Below are 12,338 nucleotides of genomic sequence, written 5' to 3' on the forward strand. Positions count from 1 at the left end.
TATTATAAATGGAAGCAGGGTGGAAAACTATTGAATGGGTGTAAAATGGGCAGATGTGGTCAGTTCGATTTCGTCGCCTTCCAACGCCTCAAAGATATATTCGCTCTCATAGAAGCTTCCACTTCCAATCATGATATTGACTTTAGCTCCTTCATTCACAAAGAAGTTGCCGTTCCCATTCGGGGTTACTTTGTAGCGGGCGGCAGGAATGTCTTTCCCTACAGTGAAGAATCCGGCGGAGAGCGTTTTCGGTTCTTCTTTTAATTCAATGATTTTTCCGGTTACGATGGCCAGTTCTTCCTTCTTCGTATCTATTTCCGCTTCAACAGCATCCAATTCACTGTCCTTGGATTTCTTTGATTCTTCCAGCTTCTTGAGATCTGCCTGAAGTGTATCTTTTTCCGCCACCAGAGCTTCAGCCTCACTTAAATCCTTTTCCAATGCCTTGACCTGTTCATTTATTTCCTCTTTTTTTTCGTCGAGGAGCTCAACATCCTTCTCTAAATCCTTCTGGTCGCCTTGTTTTTGGATGAACCTTTTTTCAACTTTTTCTATTTCCATTGTTACTTCTTCGTACTTCAGCTTTTCTTCATTTAAAGAAATGGTACGGGTGTAGGAACCGATGAAAAATGCAGTAAAGAATATCACCAACGCAGCAGCCGTATGGATCCAGAACATTTTCCTCTTGAAAAATACCGGTTTTTGATCTTCTGTCATTCCATCATTCCTCCCAGAGTATCGTAAGACCACTATATAGGCCGAAAGAGGGGAATATGACCATCTCCTTCCTGGAATCTGTGCTAGGATGAATAATAAGAAGAACGACGGAGAGGGGAATGGGAATGCTGATCCCAAGAGAGGTAGCTCAATCGATTGTTCAGGAAACCGAACCGATCATGAACAAAAATATCAACTTTATGGATGAAAAGGCGAAAATCATCGCCAGTCTTGATAAAAAGCGGATCGGTGATTTTCACGAGGGGGCAGCCAAAGTGCTGGAAACCGGCCATACGTTAGTCATATCGTCGAAAGAAACGTATGAAGGAGCGAAAGCCGGGATCAATCTTCCTGTCCGTCTGCATAAACAGATCGTCGGGGTGATCGGGATCACCGGTGAACCGGAGGAGCTCAGTCAGCAGGGCGCGCTGCTTCAAAAAATGACGGAAATCCTCATTAAGGAAGCGTATCTTGATGAGCAGGTGGAGCTGGAGACGCAGGCAAGGGAAACGTTTGTGAACGAATGGATCCGCAATCAGTATCAGGATGAAAAGCTGTTTGCGACAAGGGGATGGATGTTCGGCATCAACATTTATAAACCCCGGGTGGCTGTGCTGCTGGAGCTCAGCGGTTTTCAGGATTACTGGTATGACAAATTGGGATCCCCTCTCGGAGATGTCAATGATGAAGTGCAGATGCAGCGGTACCGGAGAAACGTAGAAAAGCTGATCCACCGCCACTTTCCGGACTACAATGAACATGTACTGATCCCGGATGGCAGTTCCCGCTATATGATCCTGCTGTCTGTGAACGAACATAAAGATCCGCTCTACCAAAAATCAAGAGTCAGTGCACGGGTACGGGAAATCCAGGAAGCGCTGCTGAAGACGTATGAACAGGAGAGCTCTGGCGGTGTCGGCAGCCTGTGCCGGACCCCCGGTGCGATGTGGAAATCGGTGGAAGAGGCCGACCGTGCGCTCCGCTATGCATCTGATCACCATCAACCGCTTTATTTCTATGAAGATTTAGGCGTGGAGTCACTCATGTATGATGTGCCTGAATCCGTACGGCGTGATTTCATTATAAGAAAGCTCCAGCCCGAAGACCTCGGGTCCATTCCAGACTGGCAGCATACCCTGGAGACATTTTATCAACAAAAGGGTTCGATTAAAGCGACCTCAGAGGTACTTCACATTCATAAAAACACGCTTCAGTACCGGTTGAAGAAAATTAAGGATGTGACCGGTTACGATCCCCGTGATATCAATGATTCGACATTACTGCAGATGGCGCTTGCCTTCCATAAAATCACCTGAAAGAGAAGCGGATTGAGCTTCTCTTTTGTTCTATATACCAAAATAAATCTGTGAAAACGTTTGTATTATTGGTGTTTGTAACATGGAAAGCATCCCTTATTTCCCTTATGATAGCGTTAACATCATTTTTGGAGGGGACAAAATGACTCAAACGGCTGTCGATCAAATTAAACAGAACCTTTATGACGTATATGGAAAGGAAAAAGGAGAGCGTCTTTACAGGAAAACCCTTGATATTATAGATAATTATAAGCAGAAGCCCCAGGCGAAGGACTGGGTGGATGAACGCGATGTGATGTTGATTACGTACGGAGACTCCATCAAGCAGAAGGGGGAAAATCCGCTCACAACGCTGAAACAGTTTCTGCAGGAGTATGTCGGGCAGACCATCAATTCCGTACACATTCTCCCGTTTTACCCGTTCACATCGGATGACGGTTTTTCTGTCCAGGATTATCTGGAGGTCAACCCGGAGCTTGGTGACTGGGATAATGTGCACGAATTGTCCGAGGATTACGACTTGATGTTTGATGCGGTCATCAACCACATTTCAAGAAAAAGTAATTGGTTCCAAAATTACCTAAAAGGGGAAGAGGAATACCAGGATTACTTTGTGGAATCCGATCCTTCGCTTGATTATAGTTCGGTTGTCCGTCCGCGGGCTCTACCACTCTTAACAAAAGTGGAGCACGCCGAAGGGGCAAAATATGTCTGGACCACGTTCAGTGATGATCAGATCGATTTGAATTATGAGAGTGAGGCGTTATTCGCAGAAGTGCTTCAAATTCTTGCCGCATACGTCCAGCATGGCGCGCGCTATCTGCGTCTGGATGCGATCGGCTTTTTGTGGAAGCAGCTTGGCACAACGAGCATCCACCTTGAGGAAACGCACAAAATCGTTCAAGTGATGCGCCACGTCCTGGAGGAAATTTCCCCGGGTACGATCGTGATTACGGAAACCAATGTGCCGCACAAAGATAACATCAGCTACTTCGGGAGCGGACACAATGAAGCGCACATGGTCTATCAATTCCCACTGCCGCCATTGACGCTGCACTCGTTTGTTTCCGGAAATGCCCGCCATCTTTCCGAGTGGGCTGATGCGTTGGAAGACACGAGCGATCATACGTCATTCTTCAATTTCCTGGCTTCCCACGACGGCGTCGGACTTCGTCCTGTGGAAGGGATTTTAAATGATGGGGAAGTACAGAGTCTTGCTGATCGTGCGAAGGAACAGGGAGGATTCGTTTCCTACAAAGATAATGGAGACGGTACAAAGAGTCCATATGAACTGAATATCAACTATTTAAGTGCATTGACGAAGCCGGAAGAGACGCCTCACGATGCGGTCGACCGTTTCCTTGCTGCGCAGACGATCCTTCTTTCTGTCAAAGGTGTTCCCGGCATTTACGTGCACAGTCTGCTCGGGTCACTGAATGACTTGGCAGGAGTCGAAGCGACAGGAAGGAACCGTTCCATTAATCGTGAGAAGCTCGAGGCAGACAAGCTTAAGAAAGACCTCGATACGGAAGGGACTTTGCGAAACCGGGTATTCACGACGTTTATGGACAGAATCGAACTTCGCAAACAGCAGAAAGCCTTCCACCCGAACGCCAAGCAGGAAGTGCTGTTCCTGGATGACCGGTTGTTTACCATCATCCGCGGTGGTGAACTTGTTTCGATTGTGAACGTCTCTGAAGAAGCTGTTGAAGTGGATACGGAAGAGTTTCAGGCTCCATTGCAGTCAGAAGCGTTTGTTGATGCTTTAAGCGGAGTGTCCTACACGACGGAAGAAAAAATAACGGTCCAGCCTTACGGAGCGCTGTGGCTGAAGGCGGGAGGACAATGAAAATCATTGTAGCGCCGGATTCTTTTAAAGGATCGATGAGCAGTGCAGAAGCCTGCGAAGCGGTGAAGCAGGGACTTAAAGCAAGTGACTCTACGGTTGATGTTCAGTCCATTCCGATGGCGGACGGTGGTGAAGGGACCGTTGAAGCTTTGATGCAGATGTTTGACGGGGAACTGATTGAAGAGACGGTTCATGATCCATTAGGAAGAAAAATAACCGCCTCTTATGGATGGATTCCGGAGGAGCGGATGGCTGTGATTGAAACAGCTTCCGCTTCCGGTCTTCCTCTTTTGAATGACGAAGAAAAGAACCCTCTTCAAGCGTCCACCTACGGGACCGGGGAACTGGCGAAGGCGGCGATTGAAAAAGGAGCAGAAACGATCATCCTCGGCCTTGGCGGCAGTGCCACCGTTGATGCCGGAAGCGGATTTTTCCAGGCGTTAGGCGTTCAGTATGTCGATGAGGACGGAAATGAGCTGGACATGAATGGCAGGGAGCTTGGAAAAGTAGCGGACGTCAAGACAGACGCCTTCAAGCAGAGGGTGAAAGGTGTGGAATGGCGGATTGCCTCAGATGTCTCCAACCCGCTGCTTGGAAAAGAAGGAGCGGTGATGATTTTCGGCCCGCAGAAAGGTGCAGACGAATCGTGCCTGGCCGAACTCGAGGACAGCATGACGAGGTATGCAGCTGTGATCGAACAGCACACCGGAAGGATCGTCCGTGAAAAGGATGGGAGCGGTGCGGCCGGAGGCTTCGGTTTTTCTTTATTCAGTCTGTTGGATGATTACCATGTGGAGAGCGGATTTGAAATGATTGCAGAACTCGGAAAGCTGGAAGAGCAGATTGCCGGAGCGGATCTTGTCATCACCGGAGAAGGGAAAGTCGATGCCCAATCGCTGTACGGCAAAGGGCCGATCGGTCTTTCGAGACTGGCGAAAAAGCATCATGTGCCGTGTGTCGCTTTTGCGGGCATGATGGAAGGAGACTTGTCCGAAGCAGAGAAGGAAGGGCTTCTGGCCGTGCTTCCGATCGTCGACAAACCGATGACACTAAAGGACGCTGTTGGACAGGGACCTGAACTGTTGAAGCAGGCGGCCCGCCGGTTTATGGATGTCTATACGATAGATCAACGAAATGGGGAGAGGACAAAATGAGCAGTTTTACAGTCATTGATTACATCATTTTTGTCGTATATGTACTTGGAACCGCTTTTATTGGGGCGGCCTTCGGAAAAAACCAGAAGTCGACAAAAGATTATTTTCTTGGTGGGAGAAGCATCCCGTGGTGGGCGATCGGTCTGTCGGTCATGGCGACTCAGGCCAGTGCCATCACGTTTATCGGGGCCCCGGGATGGGGCTATGACGGAGGGCTGACGCGGATCATCACGTTCATCAACGTGCCGCTTGCCATGGCCTTCCTCATTGCGACGATCGTTCCGTTCTTCTATAAAACGGAAGTCTATACGGCTTATGAATATCTGGAACGCCGGTTTGATGTGAAAACGCGTACATTAACAGCTGGATTGTTCCTGATTGCCCGCGGTCTTGCTACAGGGGTCGTCCTATATGCGCCGGCGCTTGTGTTGTCGGTCATTACTGGTGTTGACGTCAACATCATGATCATCCTCATGGCCGTAATTGCTGTTTCCTATACCGTCCTTGGCGGTATCAGCGCCGTCATCTGGACGGACGTCATTCAGATGGTCGTTCTCTGGATCGGTGCCGGGCTGAGTGTCTTCATCATCTTCCAGGATGTTCCCGGAGGATGGGGAGAAGTCATGTCGACAGCGTCCCAGACGGGCATGCTGGAGTCGATCGATTTCTCTACAGATTTGAGTGTGGAATACAGCATATGGGCCGGAGTGATCGGTGGTTTCTTCCTGCATGCGGCCTACTTTGGTACCGATCAAAGTCAGATCCAGCGTGTGCTGACGAGTAAATCGATTCGTGAAAGTAAGCTGTCTCTTGTACTTAGTGGTGTCCTGTTGATTCCACAGATGCTGTTGTTCCTGCTCATTGGTGTACTGTTGTACATTTTCTATCAATATGCTGGAGATCCGAACATCAATAACTTGAACGAATTGTTCCCGCGTTTTGTTGTGAACGAGCTTCCGGTCGGGATTTCCGGATTGATCATTGCCGGTGTATTCGCTGCAGCGATGTCCAGTCTGGACTCTGCGCTGAATTCCTTGTCTGCTGTATCTGTGCGTGACTTTTACAGCAAATTCATGAAGAAAAACCAGTCCGAAGAACATTACTTGAAAGCGTCCCGTTATGCAACGGTATTCTGGGGCATTTATGCAACGATCTTCGCCTTCTTTGCCGGCAACCTCGGACCGGTAATTGAAGCGGTCAACCAGATTGGTTCCTACTTCTACGGAGCCCTGCTCGGTGTGTTCATCCTTGCGATCTTTACGAAGCGTGTCAATGGAACAGGCGCCTTTGCCGGTGTCATTGCCGGAATGCTTGCCGTCTGGGCCGTGAACGCTTTTGCGGAAATTTCCTGGCTGTACAATAACCTTGTCGGTGCGGTAATCGCAGTTGCGGCCGGTTATGCCGTCAGCCTGTTATCGAAAGCGCCTCCAAAGGAAAAGCTGGAAGGACTGACGATCGATCGGACAAAGAAAAACGTCCAGGAAACCCTGCAGGGACGGGCGGAAGCAGCCGCAGCCGTCGAGGAAATCGAGGAAGAGAAGAAAACGAAAAAATGGCCGATCTATCTTGTGGTATATTTCTTCGTCGTCTTTGCCTTCCTGATGTATCTGCAGAATTTATAAGGAGGACAATCCATGACTCACTACCTTCAACCTGTCATTGAAAAAGAGGAAGCCGTCAAAAAAATGGCCGGGCAGCTTCACACCGGTATATGGAAGAAACTCAGAAACACGAAACAGCTGACATCCATGGAGCAGGTATACATCCCCTTTTACTGCTTTGATTATAAGGCGGTCACTCACTCGCTTCCAGACGGTCTGGAAGGACGGATGGCAATCGAACCGTTAAGCCGCATGAGTGCTATTCTGCCTGTTGATCTTCCAGTGGAAGAAAGCAGCCAAAGCTTCTGGCGAGTGCAGGGGGATGTGTCGAAGCAGGAAGCACGTGAAGTGCTGTACTGGGAAATGTTCTCGAAAGAAAAGCGCCGTGAGAAAATTCATGTGGAAATCGTGAACCGCTTTGTCGTCTACGTGCCGTACTGGCTCGGTTATGTCAAAGATGGAAAAGGCTACGATGTGCTGGCTCTGGATGGGTTGAACGGGAAAGTGGATGTTCCGATTAAAGATACAGTGTTGAGCTATGTGTGTGGACAAGATGAAGTGAATTTGGGGTGAAGGAAAGGCAGCTCATGCAGAGCTGCCTTTTGTTTTCATTCTTTGGTTTGGATGTACTCTTGGACAACTTCATAGACGTAGTCCTGGTTGGATGCGGCGGTTTCTGGATTGTATTCGCCGCCGTTGGTTTTATTGTTGGAAAGGATGCGGATGCCGAGGTACGGGGTATCATACGCTTTGGCGATCTGTGCACCGGCGGCTCCTTCCATTTCTTCTACGCTGGATTCGAAGTTTTCGTGGAACCATTGAATGCGGTCGACTTCATTGTTCCAGACATCTGCGGAACCAATGGTACCTTCCACGACTTTCCCTTCCGTGTGCGTTTCCTTGACTGCTTTGGCTGCTTCCAGGAGGCCTTTGTCTCCTTCAAAGTAGCGGATGTTTTCGGCATCCGGATCTTCCCCGGCACTTCCTTCAGATGCCATCAAGTCCATCGGAATCCATTCCTTCGGTGCGATGCCTTCTCCTTCTGCACGGTTCCCTGTCTTCAAGGAACCGAGGTTGACCGTGCGCTCTCCAAGCACGATATCAAAAACATTCAATTCCGGATCGTGCCCGCCGGATGTGCCCTGATTGATGATGGCTGCCGGGTTGAACTTTTCGATGGCCAAGGCCGTTGCAGCCGCTGTATTTTCCATGCCTTTGCCTGTTTTCATGACAATGACAGGATAGTCATCCACCGTTCCTTTATAAAAAACAAACGTACCGGATTCTTCCTCTTCTACGTTTTCAAGGCGTTCCGCAAAGTTCTCCGCTTCTATCGGCATCGGCCCCTGGATAAGGATGGGCTGCTGTGTTTCTTCTTCTGCGCTGGTTTCTGCATCTGATTCATTGCTGCTGCACCCTGCTAATAAAAGGATGGAAAGAAGTGCAAATGTAAGTGTGCGTGCGAGATAAGACATATGTGAAAGCTCCTTTGATGTTGTTATCCACCTTAACGCCGCCTCAATATAAAAATGCCTGAAAGTAGAAAATGGGTCCTATCTTCAGACATTAAAGTTCACATATACAACAGGACTGTGCCAATGGGGACACAGATGTACACATGTAACTCGTAGTCCGGTTCTTAAATGGGAACCAGGTAGAGACGCTCAGACCGTATTACTGAAAATATACGAGTACGCTATGAAGTTGGATACGGGTTTACTATAACAGAGGACATCTTCTTGCACAACCTAATAAACGAACATTATTTTAATCATATTAAAAATTGTTCGTTTATTCATTCGTTTAAGTAGTATTACAGCTTTATTGGGATTTGTAATGATTTTTTTATTGGTTTGAAGGTTTTTATATGAAGATAGAGGGAAAACTTTAATGTGGATAATATTACCTTTTATAAAGTTATTCTGAACGAAAGGGGATGGAAATGTGCCGACACTTTTACTTACTGGTTTCGAACCGTTTCTCAACTTTCCAATCAATCCAACTGAACAAATCGTAAATCAGCTTCATGGCCGCCGGATCAACGGATATCACGTTGAGGGACGTATTCTCTCTGTCGATTATCATACGTCCGGAGAGGAAGTTCTATATCATGTCGAAGGTGTCCAGCCGGATCTGGTCATATCCCTCGGACTGGCAGCAGGAAGGCATACCATCACTCCGGAGCGGATTGCAGTCAACTGTAATGAGAGCAGGGAAAGAGATAATAAAGGAAACATGCCGGACGGGGAACCGATTCATGAGGGAGGACCTGATGGCCTGTTTTCATCGCTGCCGATTCATAGATTTGTGGAAGTTCTCCATGATAGCGGATATCCCGCGGAAATTTCGAACACGGCTGGGACGTATCTATGTAATCATGTGATGTATCAGGTGCTCTATCATTTTCAAAAGAAAGAAGAACAGGTTCCTGCCGGGTTCATTCACCTCCCTGCCTCACACGAACTGGCTGTACAGCACGGGAAGCTTCCGAGCTGGCCGCAGCGGGATTTAACGGAAGCGGTCGAATGCGTCATTCAATCGATAGACTCCTAGTTGAAAAGAGGGGGATGCTTCTTTCCTGCCAAAGAAGCATCCCCCTTTTAGAGGAAAAAAAGAAGGTTCAGATCCTTTTTTGTCAGGTATGGTTTATGTGAAATCAATACAGGAGATAGACAAGTACTGTTGATGACAGGAGGGAAGGGAAATGACGCTGCGGCGTTCTTTATTTTTCGTATTGTGGATGCTTTTTATCTTATACGCCGTCTTCATAGCTCCGGATGGGAACGAAGGTTATCTTACCCAGCTGATCCAAATGAATGATCCTGATCCGATGCTCCTTATGGTGTTCAGCTTTTTAGGGATTTACCCGATAACTTTTGCGGCTTTTCTACTTGGGGAGGATGACGACCGCGTACCTGTATGGCCTTTCGTCATCGGCTCCTTTATGCTGGGGGCTTTTGCTTTGATGCCTTATTTTTTCTTAGCCGGAAGGGGATCAGATCGAAAGGTAAGAACGCCCGCCTGGGTGGTAAAGGTGCTTCGTTCAAAGGTTCTCCTCGTAGTAATGACTCTTGGAACAGCAGCTCTTTTCTTCTACGGAGTTATTCTGGGCAGTCCGGCTGCATACGGAAACGCCTTTCAAGTGTCACAGTTTGTTCATGTGATGACGGTTGATTTCTTCGTCTTGACCGCACTGGCTGTGTACGTTATCTACCGGCGGGAGCGGAAGTATGGCAGGGAGAATCAGAGACATTGGATGGGATGTATTCCTATTATAGGGTTGCTGGCTTATTTGGTAAGCGTCCGTTTATATGAAAAATAAAGCTGTTCCTCTATTAAGAGGGACAGCTTTATTATTGAATTTTCTAATAATTATTGATATGAAGGAAAAAGTACGGTAGATTAATAGAAACGAAGGAAAAACTTCACACATTCTTAGAAAGGAGGAGGAAGATGGAGGAACCGATCCTTCAGACCATTAAGACGTATTATCCCTCTTTATCTCAGGGCCAGAAAAAAGTGGCTTCTTATTTGATTGAGCATAAAGAGGAAGGAGCCATTATAACTGCTTCACAGCTGGGGCGGAATGTCGGCGTCAGCGAAACGACGGTCATCCGTCTGGCCAATGTGCTTGGGTTCCGCGGGTATTCCCATATGCAGGACGCCATCCGCTCCAACTGGCTTCAGTCCTCTCAGTCTTCTCCGATGTCAGGGCAGGTAAAGGAAGAAGACCGGTTTTATCAAGTGGCGGAACAGGAAAAGAAAGTGTTTGCTCATATGATGGATCAGCTGAATCCGGAGGAAATCCTGCATGCAGCGGAGGTCATGATGAAAGCGGACCGGGTATTCATCGGGGGCTTCGGAGGTTCTTATGCAGCCGGGTATTGGTTTTACTATGCGCTGAGACAGCTGAGAGACCGCGTGTCCCTTTTCAGCGCTGAGGGACTGCTCCCTGAGGAAATGATAGATATCGATCAACGGTCCGCGGTCGTCATTTTTTCTTTCCCGAGGTATCGGATAGAAGGAAAAGAGCTGTCAGACGCTGCCGGGAAAGCAGGCGCATCCATCATCGCCTTCACAGATAAGCCTTTGTCACCGGTTGGCAGGGAAGCGGATGTGACGATTACGACAGAAGAGCGGATGGAGACGGACTATCATTCTATTGCGGGGGCCGTCAGCGTTTCTGAAATGGTTATCCAGACGGCAGCGGACAAGTACTCGGAACAGGTGAAAGCGAGGCAGCAGAAAATTGAACTGATGTATGCAGAGCGGGGGATGTTTTTAGAGTAGGGACCTATAAAAAAAGGAGTGGGGATTATGCAGGGAGAGTTTCAGACGTCGAATGTTACAGAGAAAACCTATACGAAGAAGGATTACTGGAAATTTATACTGCCGTCATTATTCGGTCTTTTATTTTTTATCGTTCCTATTCGTACAGAATCAGGCATGACTGTTCCAGTAGCCTATTTTGCCAACAGCATCAACGGTGCTCTTGGTGCATATATACCAGATTTTACCGTAGCGGTCATCACGCTTTCTGTTTTAGGTTCCATCCTGGCCAGAGGAATGAAGCCTGGCTGGATCATGAATTCTGCGTATATGAAAAATCTCTTCTATGTAAGTAACAACTGGCTCGTCACCCGGACAGCCGGGATGGTCTTCGGGTGGATGGTGCTGTTTGCTTTCGGTCCTGATTTTCTTGTATCGGATGTGACCGGTGGACTGCTCCTGAATGATCTGCTGCCTGTGTTGTTCACAACGTTTCTTCTGGCAGGATTCCTTCTGCCACTGCTTCTCAATTTTGGCCTGCTTGAATTCGTCGGGGCTCTGTTGATGAAAGTGATGCGCCCGTCTTTTACACTTCCGGGACGATCCTCGCTGGACTGTCTGGCTTCATGGGTGGGGGATGGAACGATCGGAGTGCTGCTGACTTCTAAACAGTACGAAGAAGGCTATTACACGAAGCGGGAGTCCGCCGTTGTAGCGACTACGTTTTCGATTGTTTCCATCACGTTTACGATTGTGGTCATCACTTATTTGAACATGGAGGCGTACTTCCTGCCTTATTATGCAACGATTATCATTGCCGGTCTGGCCGCTGCAATTATTATGCCGCGGATTCCACCGCTTTCAAGAAAATCGGATGATACGTACGAAGGCGCCGAACGAAGAACAGAGGAGCTGATTCCGTCCGGCGTATCTGTTGTCACATGGGGGAAAGGACAGGCCCTTGAAAAAGCACGCCACAGTGGCGGAACTAAGGCAACGATGAAAGAAGGGCTGCAAAACGTGCTGGATATGTGGATCGGTGTCATGCCGGTCGTCATGGCTATCGGTACGGCAGCTGTTGTCATTGCCGAATTCACCTCTTTCTTCACGATCATCGGCAAGCCGTTTGAATGGCTGCTTGTAGCGATGCAGGTGCCGGAAGCGTCGGCAGCCGGCCAGACGATGGTCGTTGGATTTGCTGATATGTTCCTTCCGGCTGTTATTGGAAGCGGCATCGAAAGTGAAATGACCCGGTTCATCATCGCTTCTGTTTCTGTCACCCAGCTTGTCTACATGTCGGAAATGGGCGGACTTCTGCTTGGGTCGAAGCTTCCGGTAAGCTTCAAAGATCTTGTTTTCATTTTTTTATTGCGTACCATCATTACACTGCCGATTGTTGTCGGTATAGCCCATCTCATTTTCTAAGGGGGAA

General features: G+C 48.2%; 11 protein-coding genes and 1 riboswitch. Of the genes, 9 read left to right on the top strand and 2 right to left on the bottom strand.

Features of this window, described 5'->3' with window-relative positions; all coding sequences use genetic code 11:
* Positions 1-27: 27 nt before the first annotated feature.
* Complete coding sequence (locus ACXAJH_RS10525; RefSeq protein ID WP_160837903.1) at positions 28-717, bottom strand: hypothetical protein; 690 nt, start codon at positions 715-717, stop codon at positions 28-30.
* Between the two features lie 125 nt (positions 718-842).
* Here ACXAJH_RS10525 and ACXAJH_RS10530 point away from each other — a divergent pair, with 125 nt between their 5' ends.
* The 5 genes from ACXAJH_RS10530 (at position 843) to ACXAJH_RS10550 (ending at position 7,210) form a co-directional block, all read left to right on the top strand.
* On the top strand, positions 843-2,033 hold the full coding sequence (locus ACXAJH_RS10530) for a CdaR family transcriptional regulator (protein ID WP_474972657.1): 1,191 nt from the start codon (positions 843-845) through the stop codon (positions 2,031-2,033).
* Between the two features lie 142 nt (positions 2,034-2,175).
* A complete protein-coding gene (locus ACXAJH_RS10535; protein ID WP_474993878.1) occupies positions 2,176-3,882 on the top strand; it encodes a sugar phosphorylase in 1,707 nt (568 codons plus the stop codon).
* The gene (locus ACXAJH_RS10540; RefSeq protein ID WP_474993880.1) at positions 3,879-5,036 is read left to right on the top strand and encodes a glycerate kinase; all 1,158 of its coding nucleotides are present in this window, start codon (positions 3,879-3,881) and stop codon (positions 5,034-5,036) included. Before ACXAJH_RS10535 ends, ACXAJH_RS10540 begins: the two co-directional genes overlap by 4 nt.
* Positions 5,033-6,658 (top strand): sodium:solute symporter family protein, encoded by a 1,626-nt coding sequence (locus ACXAJH_RS10545; RefSeq protein WP_474989943.1) that lies wholly within the window; start codon positions 5,033-5,035, stop codon positions 6,656-6,658. Before ACXAJH_RS10540 ends, ACXAJH_RS10545 begins: the two co-directional genes overlap by 4 nt.
* 12 nt (positions 6,659-6,670) lie before the next feature.
* A complete protein-coding gene (locus ACXAJH_RS10550) occupies positions 6,671-7,210 on the top strand; it encodes a hypothetical protein (protein WP_474993882.1) in 540 nt (179 codons plus the stop codon).
* A gap of 35 nt (positions 7,211-7,245) precedes the next feature.
* Here ACXAJH_RS10550 and ACXAJH_RS10555 read toward each other — a convergent pair whose 3' ends face one another.
* Positions 7,246-8,112, bottom strand: a complete 867-nt coding sequence (locus ACXAJH_RS10555) for a 5'-methylthioadenosine/S-adenosylhomocysteine nucleosidase (RefSeq protein WP_474989941.1) — start codon at positions 8,110-8,112, stop codon at positions 7,246-7,248.
* 133 nt (positions 8,113-8,245) lie between these two features.
* A riboswitch (purine riboswitch) is annotated at positions 8,246-8,348 on the bottom strand.
* Between the two features lie 233 nt (positions 8,349-8,581).
* On the opposite strand from ACXAJH_RS10555, the gene ACXAJH_RS10560 reads away from it, so the two are divergent.
* From ACXAJH_RS10560 to ACXAJH_RS10575, 4 genes are all read left to right on the top strand, one after another.
* The gene (locus tag ACXAJH_RS10560; protein WP_474989939.1) at positions 8,582-9,190 is read left to right on the top strand and encodes a pyroglutamyl-peptidase I; all 609 of its coding nucleotides are present in this window, start codon (positions 8,582-8,584) and stop codon (positions 9,188-9,190) included.
* Between the two features lie 151 nt (positions 9,191-9,341).
* On the top strand, positions 9,342-9,959 hold the full coding sequence (locus ACXAJH_RS10565; RefSeq protein WP_474989937.1) for a hypothetical protein: 618 nt from the start codon (positions 9,342-9,344) through the stop codon (positions 9,957-9,959).
* Positions 9,960-10,090: 131 nt separating this feature from the next.
* Positions 10,091-10,927: a MurR/RpiR family transcriptional regulator gene (locus ACXAJH_RS10570; RefSeq protein ID WP_474969587.1), complete on the top strand. Its 837-nt coding sequence runs from the start codon at positions 10,091-10,093 to the stop codon at positions 10,925-10,927.
* Positions 10,928-10,954: 27 nt separating this feature from the next.
* Positions 10,955-12,331, top strand: a complete 1,377-nt coding sequence (locus ACXAJH_RS10575) for a YjiH family protein (protein ID WP_474993884.1) — start codon at positions 10,955-10,957, stop codon at positions 12,329-12,331.
* The last annotated feature ends 7 nt before the right edge of the window (positions 12,332-12,338 follow it).

It is taken from the genome of Halobacillus sp. ABD4_316 (genome assembly GCF_056161385.1).

Bases quoted from the DNA above. Each gene is read 5' to 3' on its own strand.
- ACXAJH_RS10525 (WP_160837903.1), bottom strand. From the start codon at position 717: ATGACAGAAGATCAAAAACCGGTATTTTTCAAGAGGAAAATGTTCTGG.
- ACXAJH_RS10530 (WP_474972657.1), top strand. From the start codon at position 843: ATGCTGATCCCAAGAGAGGTAGCTCAATCGATTGTTCAGGAAACCGAA.
- ACXAJH_RS10535 (WP_474993878.1), top strand. From the start codon at position 2,176: ATGACTCAAACGGCTGTCGATCAAATTAAACAGAACCTTTATGACGTA.
- ACXAJH_RS10540 (WP_474993880.1), top strand. From the start codon at position 3,879: ATGAAAATCATTGTAGCGCCGGATTCTTTTAAAGGATCGATGAGCAGT.
- ACXAJH_RS10545 (WP_474989943.1), top strand. From the start codon at position 5,033: ATGAGCAGTTTTACAGTCATTGATTACATCATTTTTGTCGTATATGTA.
- ACXAJH_RS10550 (WP_474993882.1), top strand. From the start codon at position 6,671: ATGACTCACTACCTTCAACCTGTCATTGAAAAAGAGGAAGCCGTCAAA.
- ACXAJH_RS10555 (WP_474989941.1), bottom strand. From the start codon at position 8,112: ATGTCTTATCTCGCACGCACACTTACATTTGCACTTCTTTCCATCCTT.
- ACXAJH_RS10565 (WP_474989937.1), top strand. From the start codon at position 9,342: ATGACGCTGCGGCGTTCTTTATTTTTCGTATTGTGGATGCTTTTTATC.
- ACXAJH_RS10570 (WP_474969587.1), top strand. From the start codon at position 10,091: ATGGAGGAACCGATCCTTCAGACCATTAAGACGTATTATCCCTCTTTA.
- ACXAJH_RS10575 (WP_474993884.1), top strand. From the start codon at position 10,955: ATGCAGGGAGAGTTTCAGACGTCGAATGTTACAGAGAAAACCTATACG.